The 22451-nt window shown below is 43.9% G+C and carries 15 protein-coding genes; 10 read left to right on the top strand and 5 right to left on the bottom strand.

Annotated elements, in window-relative coordinates; all coding sequences use genetic code 11:
- Positions 1-79: 79 nt before the first annotated feature.
- Positions 80-2950 (top strand): bifunctional diguanylate cyclase/phosphodiesterase, encoded by a 2871-nt coding sequence (locus V8G47_RS02860; protein ID WP_336198796.1) that lies wholly within the window; start codon positions 80-82, stop codon positions 2948-2950.
- A 64-nt stretch (positions 2951-3014) separates the two neighbouring features.
- Here the strand turns inward: V8G47_RS02860 and V8G47_RS02855 are convergent, their stop codons facing one another.
- The gene (locus tag V8G47_RS02855; RefSeq protein ID WP_034763385.1) at positions 3015-3578 is read right to left on the bottom strand and encodes a DUF2777 family protein; all 564 of its coding nucleotides are present in this window, start codon (positions 3576-3578) and stop codon (positions 3015-3017) included.
- A 149-nt stretch (positions 3579-3727) separates the two neighbouring features.
- Between V8G47_RS02855 and asnB the strand changes: the two genes are divergently transcribed.
- From asnB to V8G47_RS02835, 4 genes are all read left to right on the top strand, one after another.
- Positions 3728-5584, top strand: a complete 1857-nt coding sequence (asnB, locus tag V8G47_RS02850) for an asparagine synthase (glutamine-hydrolyzing) (protein ID WP_336198795.1) — start codon at positions 3728-3730, stop codon at positions 5582-5584.
- 335 nt (positions 5585-5919) lie between these two features.
- Positions 5920-7443, top strand: a complete 1524-nt coding sequence (locus tag V8G47_RS02845) for a phytoene desaturase family protein (RefSeq protein ID WP_336198794.1) — start codon at positions 5920-5922, stop codon at positions 7441-7443.
- A complete protein-coding gene (locus V8G47_RS02840; RefSeq protein WP_336198793.1) occupies positions 7440-8942 on the top strand; it encodes a phytoene desaturase family protein in 1503 nt (500 codons plus the stop codon). The genes V8G47_RS02845 and V8G47_RS02840 overlap by 4 nt, the downstream gene beginning before the upstream one ends.
- Positions 8908-9744, top strand: a complete 837-nt coding sequence (locus tag V8G47_RS02835) for a phytoene/squalene synthase family protein (RefSeq protein ID WP_336198792.1) — start codon at positions 8908-8910, stop codon at positions 9742-9744. The genes V8G47_RS02840 and V8G47_RS02835 overlap by 35 nt, the downstream gene beginning before the upstream one ends.
- Before the next feature lie 107 nt (positions 9745-9851).
- Here the strand turns inward: V8G47_RS02835 and V8G47_RS02830 are convergent, their stop codons facing one another.
- From V8G47_RS02830 to V8G47_RS02815, 4 genes are all read right to left on the bottom strand, one after another.
- The gene (locus tag V8G47_RS02830) at positions 9852-11237 is read right to left on the bottom strand and encodes an ammonium transporter (RefSeq protein WP_336198791.1); all 1386 of its coding nucleotides are present in this window, start codon (positions 11235-11237) and stop codon (positions 9852-9854) included.
- Between the two features lie 61 nt (positions 11238-11298).
- Positions 11299-11640: a P-II family nitrogen regulator gene (locus V8G47_RS02825; protein WP_098441062.1), complete on the bottom strand. Its 342-nt coding sequence runs from the start codon at positions 11638-11640 to the stop codon at positions 11299-11301.
- A 958-nt stretch (positions 11641-12598) separates the two neighbouring features.
- Positions 12599-13954 (bottom strand): MATE family efflux transporter, encoded by a 1356-nt coding sequence (locus V8G47_RS02820; protein ID WP_336198790.1) that lies wholly within the window; start codon positions 13952-13954, stop codon positions 12599-12601.
- 115 nt (positions 13955-14069) lie between these two features.
- On the bottom strand, positions 14070-15830 hold the full coding sequence (locus V8G47_RS02815; protein WP_336198789.1) for an alpha-glycosidase: 1761 nt from the start codon (positions 15828-15830) through the stop codon (positions 14070-14072).
- A 292-nt stretch (positions 15831-16122) separates the two neighbouring features.
- Here V8G47_RS02815 and V8G47_RS02810 point away from each other — a divergent pair, with 292 nt between their 5' ends.
- The 5 genes from V8G47_RS02810 to V8G47_RS02790 all read left to right on the top strand — a co-directional run bounded on the left by V8G47_RS02810 (position 16123) and on the right by V8G47_RS02790 (position 22413).
- The gene (locus tag V8G47_RS02810) at positions 16123-17400 is read left to right on the top strand and encodes an extracellular solute-binding protein (RefSeq protein ID WP_336198788.1); all 1278 of its coding nucleotides are present in this window, start codon (positions 16123-16125) and stop codon (positions 17398-17400) included.
- 152 nt (positions 17401-17552) lie between these two features.
- Complete coding sequence (locus tag V8G47_RS02805; protein WP_336198787.1) at positions 17553-18839, top strand: carbohydrate ABC transporter permease; 1287 nt, start codon at positions 17553-17555, stop codon at positions 18837-18839.
- Position 18840: 1 nt separating this feature from the next.
- Positions 18841-19683, top strand: a complete 843-nt coding sequence (locus tag V8G47_RS02800) for a sugar ABC transporter permease (RefSeq protein WP_336198786.1) — start codon at positions 18841-18843, stop codon at positions 19681-19683.
- Positions 19684-19721: 38 nt separating this feature from the next.
- On the top strand, positions 19722-21257 hold the full coding sequence (locus V8G47_RS02795; RefSeq protein ID WP_336198785.1) for an alpha-amylase family glycosyl hydrolase: 1536 nt from the start codon (positions 19722-19724) through the stop codon (positions 21255-21257).
- 124 nt (positions 21258-21381) lie between these two features.
- Positions 21382-22413 carry a LacI family DNA-binding transcriptional regulator gene (locus V8G47_RS02790; RefSeq protein WP_336198784.1) on the top strand — a complete coding sequence of 344 codons (1032 nt, stop codon included), beginning with the start codon at positions 21382-21384 and terminating at the stop codon, positions 22411-22413.
- The last annotated feature ends 38 nt before the right edge of the window (positions 22414-22451 follow it).

The following is a 22451-nucleotide window of genomic DNA, read 5'->3' as shown; positions in this document are numbered from 1 at the left end:
TTTGATAGAAACGATGTCTTTCAAGTAGGTGCAGAAAATGGTTAAGTCCTTTCAATTCATATATAAAGACGAACACTCCTTGAACCAATTTATTCAAGAGCACGGTATAGATCAACATCCCTCCCTCCTGATCCAGGCATTTGTCGGCGATTCCCCTTTAGCTGTCATAGAGGATCTGCAAAGTCTCATTAACAGGATATTACCCAATGGGACCCTCATTGGCTGCAACTCGAACGGTCAAGTCATAGAAGGGGCGATTGTATCAGAAATCGTCTTATCATTTACGATATTTGAAAAAACCACGATAGAATCCCTTTTACAAGAAAAATCAGGCACAAGTAAGCAGCTGGGTAAACATCTGAACGAGGCTGTGGGGAAATCCGACACCAAAGCATTCATTATCTTTGCGAGCCATTTACAGCTGGGAATCCAGGAATTCATGGAAGGTGTAGCGGAGAGAGGGGATGAAGTCGCCATCGTCGGTGGTGTTTCTTCTGATTTGCCTCATAAAAGACCCTCATACGTATTCACCAACAACGAAATAACAAGCGAAGGCTTTGTGACGGCCTCATTGAGCGGGGAGGAGTTGAAGGTCCACTCCCATAGCATAGAAGAGTGGCAGGAAGTCGGCCCCGTCTTCAACATCACGAAAGCGCAAGGGAATATTTTGGAGGAAATCAATCATGTGAAACCGATCCGTATCCTTGAAACCTATTTAGGGAAGAGATTTGTGAACGATCTTCCTGACTCATCGATCGAGTTTCCTTTCCTATTGCAAAAAAAGAATGATAAAGTGGCGGTCTATATCGTTAATGTGCTGCCAAATGGAAGTGTTGAACTCAGTCAGGAAGTGACGGAGGGTGACACGGTGTCGTTTGGCTTTGTGGATGTGCAGGATTTAATCCGCTCCACAACAAAGCTCTTGTCCCGATTGAAACGCCATCCGGTAGAAACTCATTTTGTTTATAATTGTATAGCCAGAAGAAGGTATGTTCGCGATGTAACGAATCAGGAGCTATCCTATCTAAACCAGGTATCGCCCTTGGCCGGTTTCTTCTCTTACGGAGAGTTGGGAATCAGTGGGAGGAAGCCAAAGCTGATGGCTCATTCCCTTTCGTATCTTGGATTGTCTGAAGGTCTCCGTGAACCCATCAGGGAGATGAAAATCGATTTTCAATTAACGCCTGAAGCCGATGTCATGATGAGTTTGACCCATTTAATCAATACTGCAGAAAAGGATATAAAAGAATTAACACAAAACATCCAAATCTCTGAGGAGTATTACCGTTCCCTCTTTGATAATAATACGGATTTTGTCTACAGTACCGATCTGAATGGCCGATTTAATTCCCTCAACCCTTCTTTCATGAAAACATTTGGATTTAAGAGGGAAGAGGTTCTTGGGGAATCCGCCCTCAACTTTATCAGGAAAGAGGATGCGGTGCGGGTAAGGAGGCATTTTTACCGGGCCATGGATGGAAGGGAACAGTATTATGATCTTCCCATTGCATCAAAGGAAGGTGAGGTGAATTTCTTTCAAATCAAGAATATCCCGATTACCGTTGAGGGGAAATGTGTCGGGATCTTCGGGATAGGGCGAAATGTCACGAAAGAGCGTCAATTTGAGAAGAAAATCACCCAGCTCGCCTATTATGACGGTGAAACCGATCTGCCTAATAAGATGAAATTCAGGGAAATGGTAGATGAGCATATTCAGAGGGCGAAGAAGAAGAAACGGCAGCTTGCGGTTTTATTTCTGGATATGGACCGTTTCAAGATGATTAATGATACCCTTGGTCATTTTGTGGGAGATGTCATCATCAAAGAACTTTCCCAAAGGATTCAAGGCATTCTCCCGAAAGGAGCCTATCTCGGCCGATTCAGTGGGGACAAATTTACGGTACTTCTCACCAAAGAGGTGAATATTGCCACGATCTCAGATATCACCCATGATATATTGGAAACCATCCAAACGCCTTTTTCTTATCAGGGAAAAGAATTCTACATATCCGTCAGTATCGGTGCAGGCATATATCCCCAGGATGGGGAAGAAACTGCCGACTTGTTAAGAAATGCCGATTCTGCTCTAAATTGGGCCAAATCAAAGGGCGGGAATAATACCGTTTATTTTTCAAGGGATATGGAAGAAGAGATTACACGTAAAGTGGAAATGGAGGCCCATCTCAGACGAGCCGTGGAGAAACAGGAGTTGTTCATCGCGTTTCAACCCATCCTTCACATACAGGGTCAATCCCTGATCGGCTGTGAGTCATTGCTCAGATGGCAGCATCCCTCCTGGGGGTTGATCCCGCCGGGTGAATTCATTCCCCTGGCTGAAGAAACAGGGCTGATTCATGATATCGGAAAATGGGTCCTGGTCGAATCCTGTATACAGTTAAAAGAGTGGTTAGACCAAGAGGCAGGGGAGTTCTATATATCTGTGAACGTATCAGCACGACAATTCCAGCACCCGATGTTCCTGAATGATGTGGAAGAGGCGTTGGCAATATCCGGGCTGCCGGCGGAATACCTCTGCCTGGAACTGACGGAGACGATCATGCTTCATGACGCCGCTCATACAATCGACGCCATGAAATCACTTGCTGATCTTGGGGTGAAGCTTGCGATTGATGATTTCGGCACCGGTTATTCTTCTTTAAGTTATTTGAAGCATCTCCCTCTTCATATCCTGAAAATCGATCGTTCATTTGTACAGAATATGAGCGATCATACACCTGATGTGGCGATCGTTCAATCCATCTCCACCATGGGGAAGGGATTGAACATGAAAGTGGTGGCTGAAGGTGTGGAGACCCCCGGGCAATTAGAATTACTAAAGCAGCTTGGCTGTGATTTTGCACAAGGGTTTCTTATCGAAAGGCCGATGCCACTGGAGAAAATGAACACATTTATAAAGAAAATGCACCTCGTGAAAAGCTTGGATATATAAAAAGACAAATGCCTGTCGGGTACCTTACCTGACAGGCATTTGTCTATTTCATCCGATAATCAAATCAAATATTGAAGCTTTCAATTACAATTCGTCTACCAGTACTTAAAGTGAATTCAAAGCGGTCGCGTTTCTTTTTATAGTAGGTGAAGTGATGCTGGACAGCACATACTTCCACACCGTTATCAAATGTGATGAAGTTTACGCCTTCCTTGATTTTTTGGTTTCCGAGGAATACAAGGTGGTTATGGCAAAAGATACTGTCATAAATCGAATAGCCCAGGTTATTTAAGGCTGTTGTAAACTGATGAAAGGCATCATCCGAAATCTCTTCTAATAAATTCTCCAATGAATACAATATATTCTTCTTTATTTGAATTCGATCGCCATTTTCGATTCTTATTCGCTCATAGGGGGTGACGATGAGACCATCTTCTAAGAGAACGCCAGAAAGCCACTCTCCATCTCTATACACTTTCAGTTCATGATTGAGGTAAAATTCAAGCTCAGACTCTTCCTCGGCGTCGATCTCGAAAAAGAACCATGTATCTTCTTCAAATAAAGCAGTGCCTTCGGAAAAAGATCTTTTTTGGGATTTTAAAATGTTTGATCGAAATATGTTGCTCAAGTGAATATCCCTCCTTAACTACATTTCTTGTCATAATTATCATATTTCATTCATGTAAAGATTGATTGAGACAATTAACCATTTCTCTAAAAGGGGCATAGAATAATTTATGTGTCAGTGAGCCCAGTTTGTTTGACTAGAAAGTGAGGATGATCACTATGTGCGGAATTACAGGTTGGATCCATTATAAACAAGATATGTCGAATGAAAAAGAAGTTGTTGAAAAAATGGCGGAAACCCTTTCTAAAAGGGGACCTGACGAAACGAATGTCTGGGTTGACCGGCATGTTGCGTTCGGTCATAAACGATTAATCGTAGTCGACCCGGCAGGAGGAAGGCAGCCTATGAGCCTCCAACATGACGGACACCTTTTTACCATTTGCTATAACGGAGAGCTATACAATACAGAAGATCTTAGACAAGTACTTATAGAGAAGGGATATGCCTTTAAGGGGCATTCTGATACCGAGGTCCTATTAACCTCTTATATTGAGTGGAGGGAAGAATGTGTCCAGCACCTGAACGGGATCTTCGCCTTTGCCGTATGGGACAGTGAGAAGGAGCATGCATTTATAGGCAGGGACAGAATGGGCGTAAAGCCTTTATTTTATTTTGAAAAGGATGACGGGATCCTGTTTGCATCAGAAATCAAGGCTTTACTTGCTCATCCCGATGTTTTGCCGCAGGTGGACCTGCAGGGGCTTTCGGAAGTGCTCGGTCTCGGTCCATCCCGCACTCCGGGGAATGGGGTGTTCAAAGGGGTGAAGGAACTGCGTCCCGCCCATAACATGATCTTCTCCAAGGAAGGCTTGAATGTATGGAGATACTGGAATGTAAAAAATGAGGAGCATACGGATTCGTTCATCGAAACGGTCTCGAAAGTGCGTTTCCTGCTTACGGATGCCATAGAGAGGCAGCTTGTTTCCGATGTGCCGCTTTGCACATTCTTATCGGGAGGACTCGATTCAAGTGCCATTACGGCAGTGGCAGCAAATTCATATAAAGAAGAGGGGAAAGGGAAACTTCATACGTACTCCATTGATTATGAAGAAAATGAACAATACTTTAAAGCGAATGATTTCCAACCGAACTCCGATGCCCCTTGGATTGAAAAGATGACAGCTGAATTCGACACGATTCATCACAAATGTGAGATCAGTCAACAAGAGTTAAAGGACTACCTGATTGAAGCGGTCCATGTAAGGGACCTTCCGGGAATGGCCGATGTGGATTCATCTCTATTATGGTTCTGCAGGGAAATCAAAGAGGACTTTACCGTGGGGCTATCCGGTGAATGTGCAGATGAAATCTTCGGGGGGTATCCGTGGTTTCACCGGCCGGAAGATTTTAACCGCAGAGGATTCCCATGGATGCGTTCCACAGCAGAACGACAGGGTCTTCTCAAAGAAGAGTGGAGTAAGAAATTAAACCTCGAGGAATATGTCCTGGAGCAGTATGATCGCACGGTTGCCGAAACTCCGTTATTAGATGGGGAGAATGAAGTGGAGACCAAAAGGAGACAATTATTCTATTTAAACTTACTATGGTTCATGACGACTTTGCTGGATAGAAAGGACCGCATGAGTATGGGAGCGAGCCTCGAAGTCCGCGTCCCGTTTGCCGACCATAGACTTGTTGAGTATGTGTGGAACATCCCGTGGGAGATGAAAATGCACGAAGGAAGGGAAAAAGGCATCTTGAGGAAGGCGCTCGAAGGCGTACTTCCCCATGAAGTCCTTTACCGAAAGAAAAGCCCATACCCGAAAACCCATCACCCGGAGTATACAAAACTGGTCGGTGACTGGCTCAATGAAATCCTGGAAGACAAATCAAGCATCCTCTATGAATTATTTGACGAAGTGAAACTCAAAGAAATCGTCGCAAGCGGAGGAGCAGCCTTTGAAGTCCCCTGGTACGGCCAGCTCATGACCGGTCCCCAACTACTTGCCCACCTTGCCCAGATCCATGTGTGGTTCAAGGATTATAATATTGAAATTGTGGAGTAAAGCAATTGTGGAAGGGACTAAGAATTTAGAGACAGGTACAAACATAGAATGAAAGTATGAATGATTGAAATGGAGGCATAGTAAAAGGATAAGAATCCTTAACTATGCCTCCTATTTGTTCAGGTTTTGAATTTTGTTGCTAATTAGCAACAAATAAATGGAAAAGGGATCCGGTTGCGGTTTGAAAGGATTTATTGAGTGTGGGACAAGTCCAAAAGGGAGTAAAAAACAAATTTAGTTGGATTAATGAAGTTTATTGTTTTTTCATAGTGGAAAACAAATGTATAAGTGTTGTATAATAATTGTACAAATAAAATACATTGGAGGCTATAACGATGGCCGAAAAGATAATCGTCATCGGTGCAGGTCCCGGAGGCCTGGCCGCGGCAATGCTTCTTGCCAGTAAAGGGTACAAAGTAGAAATCTATGAGAAGCAATCATTTGTGGGTGGACGAAATGGTTCTGTCACGATGGATGGCTATACATTCGATATTGGGCCGACATTCCTCAGCATGCCGGAAATAGCAGAAGAATTATTCGAGGCGTCAGGAAGGGATCTTCATGATTATGTTGACCTGCGAGAGCTTTCCATGATGTATGAACTCATTTTTAAAGATAAAAAAGTCAAGATGTACAAAGATCCCGAAGCGTTATCCCGGGAAATCGAACGACATTATCCAGGGAATGCAGAAGGATATACGCGTTTCATGAATGATACACGTAAAAAAATGGAACGGTTGAAACCGATTTTACAGAGCCCGATGGATCGATATTATCAATATATCAGTTGGAAAGTGTTGAGGGCACTTCCCCAATTATCCTTGGGTAAATCCCTATACAGCGTGTTAAGTGATTACTTTACAGAACATGAATTGCGATTGGCGTTCACTTTTCAGTCTAAGTATTTAGGCATGTCCCCCTGGGAGTGTCCCGGCGCATTTTCCATACTGTCTTTCATGGAGCACGAATACGGTGTCTTTCACCCGATCGGTGGATTGAATCAACTATCCAAAGCCATGGCAAGAGTGGTGAAGGAGCATGGAGGTTCAATCCATCTCGGGTCTGGTGTCAAGAAGTTGTGGATTGAAGACGGAAATGACGTAAAAGGAATCATAACAGAAGATGGAGTGAGAATTGCAGCAGATGAAGTGATCATCAACGGGGACTTTGCCCATGTCATGACCAACCTGGTGGAAGATGGCGTTTTGAAAAAATACAGCAAAGAAAAGCTTAAAAAGAAAAAATACTCCTGTTCCACATTTATGATTTATCTGGGGCTTGATAAACAGTATGATCTCCCTCATCACAGTATTGTGTTTGCGGAGGATTACAGGCGAAATGTAGAAGAGATAACGAAAACATTTACCCTTTCGGAGGACCCTTCCATTTATATCCAAAATGCATCGGTGACAGATCCAACATTGGCGCCGCCCGGCCATTCAACGTTATACATCCTTGCACCGGTCCCTAATAATGTAAGCGGAATCGATTGGACAGAAAATCAACAAATGTTCCGGGATCTGGTATTGGATGCCGTTGAGAGCAAGACAGGTTTAGAGAATATCCGTGATCATATCAAGGTAGAAAAAATCATATCCCCCCATCATTGGGAAACTGATTTCAACATATACGAAGGTGCCACCTTCAATCTTGGCCACCAATTAACGCAAATGATGGCACTCCGCCCACATAACAAATTTGAAGAACTCGAACACTGCTGGTTAGTCGGCGGAGGTACGCATCCGGGGAGTGGATTGCCTACAATATTAGAATCTGCGAGGATCACGACCAATATGTTGATGAATGAAGACCCTTCGTACTCGTTCACTAAAGAACAAACGATGGAGGAAGCTCTATGAAAACAGCAGTCGTAGGGTCAGGGATCGGCGGATTGATTTCGGCATTGTTAATCGCGAAAGATGGTCACGACGTCACAGTCTATGAGAAAGAGCCGATAATCGGTGGACGTCTTGCCTTTGTTCAAGAAGGGGATTACAAGATTGATAAGGGCCCTACCATTGTTTTACTGCCAGACATGCTTATGTCCATTCTCCGAGAGGCAGGCATAGATACGGATGAAATAGAATTCGTTCGCTGCGATCCCCTCTATGATGTTCATTTTGCAGATGGGCAAACGTATACGAAATATGCAGATATCCAGAAGCAATATGAAGAGATCAAGGAGAAGTTTCCCGGTGATGAAGAAGGCTTTCTTCAATTTATGAGGGATATGGATGAACGATTTGCAATCGGGAAGCCGCAATTTCTTGAAACGTCTTTTTTGAAAACGAGGGATTATCTCAATCCCCAAACGCTTGGATCATTGCTTAAGCTTAAGGCATACCGCAATGTGATGGGGAACTTAAAGCATTATTTTCAACACGGGAAGTTGCAAACGGCCTATGGACTGCAAACACTGTATATAGGCGGGAATCCCTACACGACCCCGGCGATTTACAGCCTGGTGTCCTTCAGTGAACATAAGCATGGCATCTACTATATAAAAGGGGGGTATGCGGGCTTACTGGATCATGTGAAGGAAGCGTGCAACCTGCATGGTGTCACGATCAAGACCTCCTCACCCGTCTCGGAAATCGAAACGACAGGAGGCAAAGCGACTCATATCATCCTTGGGGACCAGAGGGAGCCGGTCGATTCGGTTATCATTAATGGGGATTTCCCTACAGCATCTAAATTAGTTAGGAAGAAAGCGCCTAAACCGTATAAGCCTTCTTCCGGCTGCGTGCTTTTATATATGGGGATCGACAAGAAGTATGATGATAAGGAAATGCATCAATTCTATTTAAATGAAGATTTCTCTGGGAATATGGAGGATATTTTCAAGAATAAGAGAATTCCTAAAGAACCTTCCTTTTACGTATTTAATCCTTCCAAGGTCGATTCTTCACTTGCCCCTGAAGGTAAGAGCGTGCTTTATGTCCTTATACCGGTTCCGGTGTCGGAGGAATTGGATTGGAAGGAAGCTTCAGAATTTCTTTCCTACCTTGTATTGGATACAATGGAAAAAAGGGGTTTCGAAGAACTGAGAAAACGGATAACATGGATGAAAATCAGAACGCCTGAAGAGGCGATGCAAGAAGGGTTATATTCAGGGGGAAGCTTCGGGATTGCGCCAAGCTTGGATCAATCCGGTCCCTTCAGACCCCAGGTACAACCCTTTCCGGAGAAGAACATCTTTGCTGTCGGGGCATCCATTCACCCTGGAGGAGGAGTACCGATTGTCATGCAGGGTGCGAAGCTCGTTGCACAAGCCTTTAAGGAACATTGCAAAACTGAATCAGAAAGGAAGGATGTGTCCTTACATGAACAAGATCTTGGAAGCATACGATCACTGTGAAAATATCATAAAGGTTCATTCCAAAACATTTTACAGAGCTTTTTCCTTACTGCCGAAAGACCAAAAGAAGGCTGTATGGGCTGTATATGCCTTTTGCCGCAAAGTAGATGATATCGTTGACGAGGGCACCAATCCTTCAGAAGAATTACGCCGGTTCGAGATGGAATTCGAATCGTTTTTAACCGGTTTTTATCCTCAGGATGAGGCAATGTGGGTAGCTCTGGATGATGTGTTTAAACGGTTTAACATGGATGTTCAAGCTTTCCGGGACATGATAAAGGGGCAAAGGATGGACCTTGGTGAAAGGGTCTACGTCAATATGGATGATGTTCTTGACTATTCCTATCACGTGGCGAGCACTGTGGGATTAATGCTCCTGCCGATCCTTGCCCCGGGGAAGGAACAGTCATTGAGGGAAGATGGAATCTATCTCGGGTATGCCATGCAGCTGACCAATATATTAAGAGATATCGGCGAGGATCTTGAAAGGGGTCGATTATACATCCCTCAGGATCTATTAGTAAAATATGAATATACCGTAACGGATTTAAAAGAACACAGAATCAACGACGCGTTTCAGTCGATATGGGAAGAAATGGCCCGACTTGCAGAAGATTACTATGAAAAAGCTTTTCGTACAATGAATCTTTATCCTGTGTATTCGAGGACCCCGGTTAAAGGTGCTGCCCTCTTATACCGTGCGATTCTGAACGAGGTCAGAAATAATCACTATAATGTTTTTTCCAAGAAGCACCATGTATCCAAAGAAGCAAAAGAAAAAATCATTTCATCCATTTCATAAATAAGCTCGTATGGAGGCTGTACGGATGCCTTCCATATGAGCTTATTGTTGTTTTGCATCCATTTTGGAAAAGAAAAAAGAGCCGCATAAAGCAGCTCTTACTGGAATCAGATTGTGTTCCGTTGATTCATGTCACTCACTTTTCCCGTTCCGATCGAGTTCAATCGCTCGACTAAGTCAGATCCGAATGGGGAAGCGGAGGAAACGTTCGATTCCAATACTGTATCCTTTAACTCATAGGCATTGGAGCCATGCTCCGTAAAATCGAGCCCTGATAGTTCTTCTTCACGGGAAACACGAATACTTGATATTCTCGTTACGATGAACAGGAATCCGCCAACGGTGACAGACGTCCAGGCAATGACGGCCAACACCCCGACGGCTTGAGTGGCAACCAGAGCAGCACCTCCACCATATAAAAGTCCGTTTTGAACGTCGAATAATCCCACGGCCACCGTACCCCATATCCCACAAATTCCATGAACGGCAATGGCTCCAACGGGATCATCGACTTTCAATTTCGAATCGATGAAGGTGACGGCCTCGACCAGAACGATTCCTGCAATCAGACCGATCAGGAGAGAGCCTGCGAGAGATACATTGGCACAGCCGGCAGTAATTCCAACCAGTCCGCCGAGGGCACCATTTAATGTAAGGGATGGATCAATTCGCTTAAATCGGATCAACGTGTAAAAAGCGGATGAAAGAATGGCGGCGGAAGCTGAAAATAAGGTCGTCGTGATGACGTGGGGGACAAGGGTGGGATCAGCGGCCAGGCTGCTTCCTCCATTAAACCCGAACCACCCGAACCATAGGATGAACACACCGAGTGCACCGATGGGGATATTATGGCCCGGGATGACATTCACTTTTCCTTTGCTGTATTTCCCAACCCGGGATCCAAGGAACAGGACTGTGATGAATGCGCCTGTTGCACCTGTTAAATGGACGACAGTCGATCCGGCGAAATCTACGAATCCAAGCTCCGAAAGCCAGCCGCCGCCCCACACCCAATGTCCGACGATCGGATAGATGATTCCTGTCATGGCAATGGTCAAAAGGATATAGCTTTTGAGTTTCATGCGTTCAGCCACAGCACCGGAAATGATTGTGGCACAAGTAGCGGCAAATACGGATTGAAATAAGAAGAAACCGATGTCTTCCCGTCCTGATAGGAAAAAGCTGTCCGATCCGATCACGCCACCTGATGACCCTCCGAACATGAACCCGAACCCTACAATGAAATAAAGAATAGAGGCAATGGCTACAGTTAAGAAATTTTTCATGAGGATATTAAGAGAGTTCTTGGCGCGGGTGAATCCGGTCTCGACCATGGCGAATCCCGCGTGCATGAAGAACACAAGGACTGCAGCAATCATCACCCACAGGGAGTCGACGGACGCTTGAACAGACTCTGCGGTAGGGGCAGCTGCGAAAGTGGTAGTGCTCATAAAAAGTGAAAGGAAAAGAAGCGACAAAATTTTTTTAATCAATGGAATCCCTCCAGTATTGGTTTGGTGTAGCGGCTTATGATTGAGTGTAGAAAGAAGTGACTTACAAAACGGCTTTTTTTCCTCGTTCGCCTGTACGGATACGGATGACATCTTCGACGGGATAGATAAAAATCTTCCCGTCGCCCACGGTGTCCGTACTGCAATGTTCAACGATGAGATCAATGATGTCTTCCACCTGCCCATCGTCGATGATCATTTCCACCTTTACGCGGGGGACTAACTGCAGTTCAAATTTATTTCCCCTGAATATTCCCTGCTTCCCTTTTTGTTTTCCGCATCCAGCTGCTTCTGATACTGTCAGGCCGCTGAATCCACGAAGACATAATGCTTCTCGCAGGGATAGAAATGCTTCAGCACGAATAATGGCTTCAACTTTTTTCATTGTAATTTCCTCCTTTTGTGAATTTCCTTTAAAAACGAAATCTTCATGTTAATTTTTATAACATGAGTAAGTTATATCATTTATCATATTCAGAAAATAACAAAAGTTCAAGTATTAATTTGCAATGAAAGCGTTTTTATGTTAAAAAACTTAACATTTATGAATGAGGGCGGTTTCATTTGAGAGTTTAGTTAAAAGTAAATCCGAACGATCATTCGAAATCGTTCGGATTTATCATATAGCTGTTTACGTAAACACTGTTGGTTTTGGATGTGGTGAGTGGTGGTTGATTTCCGCTCCAGTTGCTCGCTTTCCGCGGGGCTGGCGGTGAGCCCCTCGAAGTCATAAGCTAAATGGACCAAGAAGGCAAAAAACGCCTTCTTAGCCCATTCATCTTATGCTTGTAGGGGCTGGTCAAGCCGCTTCCGCTTTTCGGACTGTCCAGCGTTTCCCGCAGGAGTCGAGCAGCTTCCGCTTCAATCAACTCTCTAAGCGTAAGTGTTTCACTATAACATCGTAGTGGTCACCATTGCATACAGCAACTCTTATTCTATTAGTTCCAGTGATCAATTACCGTTACTTATACAAATACTCTTTCTTACCTGATGTGAATGACTCATTATGCTCCGATACACTCCAAATGATTGAACATCCGAAAACTATAAAGTCTTTGTATGAATAACAACAAACATGGTGAAACGGGAGTTTTAATATTATTGCTAAAGCATACACACTGTATAGGGCAGATTCTAGCTTATGATTGGAGTGCAAGACGAAGACTCCTACGGGAAAAGCGGAATAGGTAAGACCCCGCAGGAGCGTCAGCGACGAGGAGGCTTGCCTTCCGCCCGAGGAAAGCGAAGTCTTGCACGGAAATCAAAAGCGGTGTAACAAGTGATCCTAACTAATTTCTTGGTTGTTCGTCTTTAAAGACCATCTTGAAGGAAGGTCCGTCCCTCTAAATGGCGTTTCGATCATTTTGGACAAATCGTTTATGGATCCATACTTTGGATCGCCAGCGTTTGAGCATGATGATGCCCCGCAGCCATTCATCGGCAATGAAGGAGATCCAGATTCCGATAAGTCCGAGTCCGAACCAGATACCGAGAATGTAGGAAAGCGTGACGCTTACTCCCCACATAGATAATATCCCCATATAGACGGGGAAGCGCACATCACCTGTTGCCCTTAGTGCGTTAATGACCACTAAATTAAAGCTTCTTCCCGGTTCGAGAATGATGGTCAGGTAGATCAATATTTTACCAAGGGAAATGATTTCTTCGTTGCTCGTAAATATGCGGAGGAGAGGTTCTGCTGCAACGGAAAAAATTCCTGCCATGATGAGCGATATGATGATCGCGATCTTTAAACTTTTCAGGCATCGTTCGTAAGCACTGTCAAATTCCCTGGCGCCGATCATGTGCCCGATGATGATTTGTGTTCCCTGGCTGATCGCGACGCTGAATAAGAAAATGAACATCATCAGGTTTTGGGCATATACCTTCGTTGTGATAGCATTGGTCCCGATACTCGCAATGAAGTAGGTAATGACCATTTGAGACCCGTTATAGGAAAGATGCTCTCCGGCAGAGGGGATTCCGATCCGCAATAAATTTTTAACGTGAGAGACGGGAAGCTTGAACAGTCTTCTGAGCGGAAGAGCATTGGGAATCCGCTTCCGTATCACGATGATACTCACGATGAATCCGATCAGTCTCGAGGTAATGGTGGAAATCGCCACACCCTCTACGCCTAATACAGGGACACCGAATGGTCCAAAAATAAATAAGTAGTTTCCGATCACATTGACAATATTCATGCCGATTGTGATATACATGGCATCTTTTGTATAGCCATAGCTCCTCATGATGGCACCTGCAGTCATGATCAAGGCCTGGATGAAAGCAAAGCCTCCCACGATTTTTAAATAGGAAGAAGCTTCATCCATCAGAGAACGTGGGAGATCCATTGATAATAAGATCGGCTTACTGAAAAATACTAGAGCGATACTCAATAAGAGTCCGAATAGAAGATTGACAGCAATGGAAACGATTGACACTTCCCCTGCCATGCGATTCTCTTCCGCCCCGAGATGCTGGGCCACGAGGATGGCTGTACCCGTCGCGACAAATCCAAACATCACAATGATGAGAGAAAGGATCTGATTGGAGACCCCGACGGCTGCCACTGAGTCATCCGAGTACTGACTCAGCATTAACGTATCGGCATTTCCCATCAGCATATGAAGAAAGATTTCAATGAAGATCGGCCAAGTCAAGGCAAAGAGGGTCATGTTTTTTTGATTATTGCTCATAGATTTTCTCCTTTAAGTTGCCGGGGAGACGTGCACCTCGGCATACGATACATATTAAATAGATAAGGGGACTAACCGTAAAGGTTTAGTCCCGCTTTTTAGGAAGTAAGCATCATTAGAATTTCAAAATGGCAAATCCATACCCATCGAGTGCCACCTCGATGGACTCTGCTTCGGCGGCAAAATCTTCCCCGTTCCACAGATTGGTGATTTTCTTTCCTTTCAAGTCAAAAGGAAGGGAGTAGGTGGTCGATTCTTCACCGCAGTTTAATAGAACAAAGATTGTTTCCTCTCCGTTTGACTTGGTGAATGAAAGGCAATGCTCATGAAGGTCACCGGGTAAGAACGTCAGATTTCCTTCGTTGCTTAACAGTGGGTATTTCTTCCGAAGGGCGATATGTTTCTGTATATGCCCGAAGAGCTCCTTGTTATGAAGTTCCTGTTCCCATGGGAAGCATTTACGGCATCCAGGATCCTGTTCACCTGTCAGACCGATTTCATCACCATAATAAATACAAGGTGTACCGGTAAAGGTGAGCATGAATGTATAGATTTGTTTGGCGCGTCGTATATCCTCGCCGCACTCTGTTAATACACGTGGTGTATCGTGACTCCCGACAAGGTTGAAATTCACTTCGTTTACATTCTTAGGGTACATATGCACGACAGATGTCATGTTTTCTGCAAATTGAGAAGCAAAAATGGTTTGGTGCGCAAACAGATTCAATAGATTTGTCGTAAAAGGATAGTTCATGACAGCATCAAATTGATCTCCACGCAGCCAGGGCATGGAATCATGCCAAATTTCCCCTAAGATATACAGCTCCGGTTTTATACCTTTTACTTCTTTTCGAAATTCACGCCAGAAGTGGTGATCGACTTCATTGGCAACATCGAGACGCCATCCATCGATATCGAATTCCTTTATCCAGTAGCGGCCAACTTCCAATAGATAATTGCGCACCTCTTCATTCTCAGTATTTAACTTCGGCATGGAAGCTTCGAATGCGAAGGTATCATAATTGGGAGGCGAACTCTCTATATCCAGTGGGAATTCATTTACATGAAACCACTCTTTATAAGGAGAATCCTCACCCTTTTCCAGTACATCCTGAAACTGATTAAAGTAGAAGCCGCTATGATTAAAGACGGCATCCAGCATCACTTTGATATCATGCTCGTGACAGACCTTTATAAATTTCTTCAATGTTTCTTTCGTCCCGAACTGGGGATCGATTTCGAAATAATCGATTGTGTCGTATTTATGATTGGAATGCGCTTTAAAGATCGGGGTAAAGTAAATCCCGGAGATTCCAAGTGTTTTTAAATAAGGAATGTTCTGGATCACGCCTTCTAAGTCTCCTCCGAAAAAATTGGTCGGGGAGGGCTCTGCGCTATTCCAATCCAGTGTTCCTTCTGGATCATTCTCCGTATTCCCGTTTGCGAATCGCTCAGGGAAGATTTGATACCAGACCGTATCCTTCACCCATTCTGGTGCTTGAAAGACATCGATGGTATTCAGGAACGGGAAGCAGAAGTAATCACCTATATCAGCAGAGGGGGCTTCATTAAATCCTTTTTCTCCATAAAAGACTTCATCCGTTTCGTCATCGAGGAGAAAACCGTAGCGAAGCCGTCTGAAAGGAGGGGAGATGGAGGCGAACCAATAATCGAACAACTGATCCGTTCCGGTTAAAACCATTTCCTTGCGATCATATAGCCATTGTCCATTGTCCCATTGATAGGGATCTCCGTGCAGGAGCGTGACGGTTTCAACATCCTTTTTCTTCGTACGAATGCGTATGTGTAATTCATTATTTGTGCAAGCGTATGCATAATTATCTTTCGGTCTATGATAGATGGCTTCCAGTAGCATCTTTTATCCTCCTCTTATTCATTCCATTAAAGAGTATTCCAAACCAACAATGTTGTCAATGATAGGTAATCAAACTAGTAAAGCGTTTTCTTTTCTTTCAGGTAAAACGCAAAAATTTTCAAAAAAAGTATTGTCAAAGGAGATTTAGTTTGTATAATAAGAAGTAGGTTGTGCAATCGTTTTCACAAAAGAATGTAAGCGATATCTTTAGAGATTAAGTCATAGTGTGTGCAAGCGTTTGTTCAATCGAAAACATGAATTAATAGTTTCACCATACTTAGGAGGGGTCGAAATGAAGAAAGCGTTATCATTACTTATGGTAATCATGCTTGTACTAGGGGCGCTCGCTGCTTGTGGTCCAAACCGTGAGGAAGGATCAAAAAGTGACAGCGGAGAGAAAAAAGCTGACGATGCGAACAAACCTGAAAAACTGGTTGTCTGGGAAGATGAGAAGAAATCCGGATGGCTGGATGAAGTAGGTGCCAAGTTCGAAGAAGAAACAGGCATCAAGGTAGAAGTGAAAGAAGTCGAAATGGCTTCGAAAATGAAAGAACAATTACGTTTAGACGGTCCTGCCGGGACAGGTCCTGACGTATTGACATTACCACATGACCAAATCGGTGAACTAGCTCTTGCAGGGCATATCGCTCCTTTAGAAGTGGACGGGGACATTGAAAAGCGCTTTACTGAATCTTCCATGACAGCTGAGAGCTACGATGGTAAATTATATGGTCTTCCAAAATCTTCTGAAACGCCGGTATTCATTTACAATAAAGCGTTGATGGAAGAAGCACCAAAAACAATGGATGAAGTATACACATTCTCTAAAGATTTCACAAAAGACGGAAACTACGGTTTCTTAGCACTTTGGGATAACTTCTATTTCGCACATGCACCAATCGGTGGATTCGGCGGATATGTATTTGCTGAAAAAGATGGCGCACTTGATCCGAAAGATCTTGGCTTAAACAATGAAGGTGCTGTAGAAGGTACGGAATATATTCAAAAATGGTATAAAGAAGGTTTATTCCCTAAAGGGATCATCGGTGAAAACGGTGGATCGGCAATGGACGGTCTATTCAATGAAGGAAAAGTTGCTTCTGTCATGAACGGACCTTGGTCATTCCAAGGATATAAAGATGCCGGTATCGATATCGGTATTGCTGCGATGCCTAAACTTCCAAACGGAGAGCCAATGAAAACATTCATGGGTGTTAAAGGCTGGCATGTGTCGGGCTACTCTAAAAACAAAGAGTGGGCTCAAAAATTCATCGAATTCATCACTCAAGATGAGTATGCTAAATTACGTTTCGAACAAACACAGGAAGTTCCAACAAACCAAGGTCTGATCGACGATCCTGCGATCGCTGACAATCCTGGTGCAAAAGCGGTTGCTGAGCAATCTCAATATGCGGTTCCAATGCCGAACATCCCTGAAATGGGAGAAGTGTGGGACCCAATGGCTAATTCACTTCAAACGGTTGTAACAGGTAAGCAGGAACCAAAAGAGGCACTTGATGCAGCAGTGAAACAAATTGAAGAAAAAATTAAAGCTGGCCATTCCAACTAATCAATAAACAATAGCGGTACCTTCTTAACTATTGGAGGTACTGCTATCCTTTTAAAGACCTATTCAAGGGCTTTTTAAGGAAAAAAATCTTTCTTTTCTTAAAAAGCTCTTGAAGCTTATCAAAACTGTGAACGTAGAAAGGGGAATATAGGATGGAGCAACAATCCTATCAAACAAATCATAGAAAAACAGCGCTGACCCTTTCCCTAATCCCTGGTTTAGGTCAGATGTATCATAAACAGTTTCTAAAAGGCGGATTCTTCCTCATCATGACTGCCGCCTTTATTCTTGTCTTCAGAGACTTGATCGGCTACGGATTATGGGGGATTACGACCCTTGGGACAGATGTATCATACGGAGATCATTCCATTTTCTTAATGGTATACGGTATCTTGGCAATCATTGTATCTATTTTTGGAATCGGTTTTTATCTGTTTAATCTTCGGGACGCTTATAAAAATGGAGAAAAGAGAGACAGGGGAGAGAAGCTCAGCACGATCTATGAGCAGTATAGAAATCTAATTGATAATGGATTTCCATATCTCATCATGTCACCAGGATTCTTGCTTCTTGTATTCGTCGTTATCTTCCCGATTATCTTTGTCGTCTTATTAGCGTTTACTAACTACGATTTGTATCACTCACCGCCTGCCAAGTTAGTCGACTGGGTAGGGTTCCAAAACTTTGTTGATATCTTCAAGATTGATATGTGGAGAGAAACATTCATTACGGTGCTTGCCTGGACGCTCGTCTGGACGTTCGGTGCGACAACTCTTCAAGTGGCACTTGGAGTATTCCTCGCCATACTCGTTAACCAAAAGGACTTAAAAGGGAAAGCCATCATCCGTACTGTATTCATCCTGCCATGGGCCATCCCGGCTTTCGTTTCGGTCCTTGTTTTCGCCGGAATGTTCAATGAATCATTCGGAACGATCAATCGTGACATCCTGGGGTTCTTCGGCATTGAAGGATTACCTTGGATGACCGAACCGATGTATACACGAATCGCCTTGATCGGAATCCAGGCATGGCTCGGCTTCCCGTTCATCTTTGCCATGACAACAGGGGTGCTTCAATCGATTCCGGATGAACTTTATGAAGCAGCGACGGTCGATGGGGCATCAGCTTTCCAGAAATTCAAGAATATCACGCTGCCACTTGTCCTTTTTGCAACGGCACCGATCATCATTACACAATATACGTTTAACTTTAATAACTTCAACGTCATTTACTTATTTAACGGCGGTGGACCGGCCTTAACCGGACAAAATGCAGGTGGGACGGATATCCTCATCTCCTGGATCTACAGTCTGACGATGACATCCGCACAGTATTCGAAAGCCGCTGCCATTACGTTATTGTTGTCCATCATCGTCATCACTGTAGCGATCTGGCAGTTCAAGAGAACGAAATCATTCCAAGAAGAGGATATGATGTAATATGAATATGAAGAGACAGAAACTCATACGTTTAACACTTTCATACGCAGCCATCGGAATCATGTTTGCCATTATTCTTTACCCGGTTGCATGGATCATCGGATCATCATTCAACCCGGGTCAAAGTTTATCCGGTTCATCCATCATTCCTAAAAATGCAACACTGGCACATTATAAGGAACTTTTTGATCTTGGGAAAAGCAATTATATGCTTTGGTACTGGAATTCATTGAAGGTCAGTTTATCTACGATGGCCCTAACCGTCTTACTAGTGAGTCTCACCGCTTATTCTTTCTCCCGATACAGATTCGCCGGACGTAAGAATGGATTGATGATATTCCTGATCCTTCAAATGATTCCGAATTTTGCCGCGCTGATTGCCATTTTCGTATTAGCGCTGTTAACCAAATTATTAGATACTCACATTGGACTGATCCTCGTATATGTAGGAGGACAGATCCCAATGAACACGTGGTTGATGAAAGGATATCTGGATACGATTCCGAAAGAGCTGGATGAATCAGCCAAAATGGACGGAGCGGGTCATTTGCGCATTTTCTTCCAGATCGTCATGCCTCTTGCGAAACCGATCATTGCGGTTGTGGCACTGTTTTCATTCATTGCCCCATTCGCAGACTTCATCATTGCAAGTATCCTGTTACGTTCAGAAAAGATGTATACACTACCGGTTGCCCTTTATGATATGGTGGCCAAACAATTCGGGGCAGAGTTTACAACATTTGCTGCCGGATCAGTACTCATAGCCGTACCGATTGCCCTATTATTCCTGTTCTTCCAGAAATACTTCGTTTCAGGATTGACGGCAGGGGGTACAAAAGGATAATCTTATAGGCGTTACTAACATTTATAGGAGGAGCGGAGATGAAAAGAAGAGTATTATCTCTCATTTTAGTCCCGTTTCTTCTTTTTTACGCCCTTCCGGTAGGTGCAGTTGAAAAAGAAGAACGAAAATGGCAGGATGAGACCATTTATTTTTTGATGGTCGATCGCTTTAATGATGGGGATACAAGCAATGATAAAGATGTTAATTCGAAAGACCCGAAAGCCTATCAGGGCGGAGATTTCCAAGGAATCATCGATAAACTGGATTACATCAAGGATATGGGATTCACTGCCATTTGGCTGACCCCCATATTTGATAATCAACCGATGGGTTATCACGGTTATTGGATTACAGACTTCTACAAAACCGAAGAACATTTCGGCTCCATGAAGACATTCAAGAAGCTTGTGGAAGAAGCCCATAAACGGGATATGAAAGTGATGCTGGACTTTGTTGTGAACCATGTCGGGCCGGAACACCCCTGGGTCAATGACCCTGAAAAAGAGGACTGGTTCCATGAGAAACAGCCGATGAACTTCGATAATGAAGAAAGTCTTCAGAATGCCTGGTTATATGATCTTCCCGATTTAAATACAGAAAATCCCGAAGTGAAAAACTATTTATTCGATGCGGCAAAATGGTGGATCAAAGAAACCGATATCGATGGATATCGTCTCGACACTGTACGTCATGTCCCGCAGGAGTTCTGGGATGAGTTCAGCGATGAAGTGAAGTCGGTGAAAGAAGACTTCTACCTGTTAGGTGAAGTGTTCGACCGGGATCCGGAAAAAATCGCTGCCTACAATGGGACAGGGATCGATGGATTCGTCAATGTTCCCCAAGCGGAAGAAATGCGTTCCGTCTTCCAAAAGCCCGATACATCCATGGATCGGTTATTCAACTTTTGGAAATACAATGAAACGTTCTATGACAATCCATTTGTGATGGGAACGTTCATAGATAATCATGATATGGAACGATTTACGAGAATGATTGTTCAAGAGAAGCTCTTCCCTGGAACGAGATGGAAGCTTGCCCTCACGTACATGTATACAACCCCGGGAATCCCGATCGTTTATTACGGATCTGAAATAGCGATGGATGGGGGGAACGACCCTGACAACCGCCGCTTTATGAATTTCAGGGCTGATAAGGAACTCATGGATTATATCTCCCGGTTAGGTGAAATCCGTCAAGAATATCCGGCACTGACGAGAGGCGATATCACACCGATCTACAATCAAGATGGGATGGGAATCTTTAAGCGTACATACAAAGATCAGACCATCGTCATTGCCATCAACAACACGACTAAAACACAAAATGTTCAATTAACAAAAGACGATCTGGCGGATAACCATGAACTAAAAGCATTGATCAGTGATGACCTGGTCCGCAGCGACAAGGATGGAAATTATCAGCTTGTCCTCGATCGTGAAGAGTCGGAAATCTACTTGCTCAAAAACAAGAGCGGACTGAATTATCCTTACCTGATCGCTTTGGGAATCATGTACTTCCTTTTCTTCCTCTTCCTGTATCTTGTAAAGAAACGTGGAAAAGCGAAGAACAGATAATAGAGCAGGGCCCTTAAGAAGAGCCCTGCTTCCATTTTAACCATAATGAATTGGAAGCGTTTTAATTTTATGAATGAGCAGCCCGCCTAAGGGTCCGCATTTTTAATAAAGGGGGGTGGAATATATGGCTGTTACCATCAAGGATGTTGCAAAGCTTGCAAACGTAGCGCCATCCACGGTTTCACGTGTTATCGCAAACAATCCAAGAATAAGTGAAAAAACAAAACAAAAAGTCCGGGAAGCGATGGAGCAACTTGGGTACCATCCCAACTTCATTGCAAGGAGCCTGGCAAATCAGTCCACACAAGTGATCGGGCTTGTGTTACCGGGTTCCGCCAGTGCTTTCTCGCAAAATCCATTCTTTCCGACGGTCTTAAGAGGATTGAGTGAAGGGGCTCAGGAAAAACAGTATGCCCTTCAAATGTCCACCGGGCAATCTGAAGAGGAAATTTATGAAGGTGTCGTTCAGATGGTACAGGGTGGACGGGTGGACGGAATCATCCTGTTGTATTCAAAGGTAGAAGATAAAGTGATGAACTACTTGAAGAATCGTGATTTCCCCTTTGTTGTCGTCGGGAAGCCATATAAATATTGTGAAGAAATCACACATGTGGATAATGACAACTACCGGGCAACGAAAGAAGTGACGGACTACCTCCTCGGGCTTAAACATGAATGCATCGGCTTCATCGGAGGAGACTTGAATCTGGTTGTGACGGTCGAGCGTTTGTTAGGCTACGAGAAGTCCCTCCGTGATGCCGGGATCGATATGAAGGACGAATATATCATACACGAAGAATTCCTTCGTGAAGGTGGACGTGAAGCCATTAAAGAGCTCATGCAGCTGGATGCACCCCCGACTGCCCTGGTTGTAGCCGATGATCTGATGGCGCTTGGGGTCTTGAACACATTGGATGAGATGGGCATCCGTGTCCCGGAAGACATCTCCATTGTCAGCTTCAATAATGTTCTCCTGGCCGAAATGTCCAGACCCCCGCTTACATCAGTGGATATCAATATTTATAATCTTGGAAATGAGGCTGCGAAAAGCCTGATCCAGAAAATTGAGAATCCGAAAGAACCGATTAAGAGAATCATTGTTCCACATCATCTAGTGACGCGGTGTACCTGTGGTGAACGTAAAGAGAAGCAATAATAAAAAGAGACTGAAGTGATGACTCCCTCCAAAAGAAG

This window comes from Rossellomorea sp. LJF3 (assembly GCF_037046045.1).
Classification (GTDB): domain Bacteria; phylum Bacillota; class Bacilli; order Bacillales; family Bacillaceae_B; genus Rossellomorea.
Note: the sequence above shows the minus strand (reverse complement) of the source record. Positions and strands in the feature narration are given on the sequence as shown.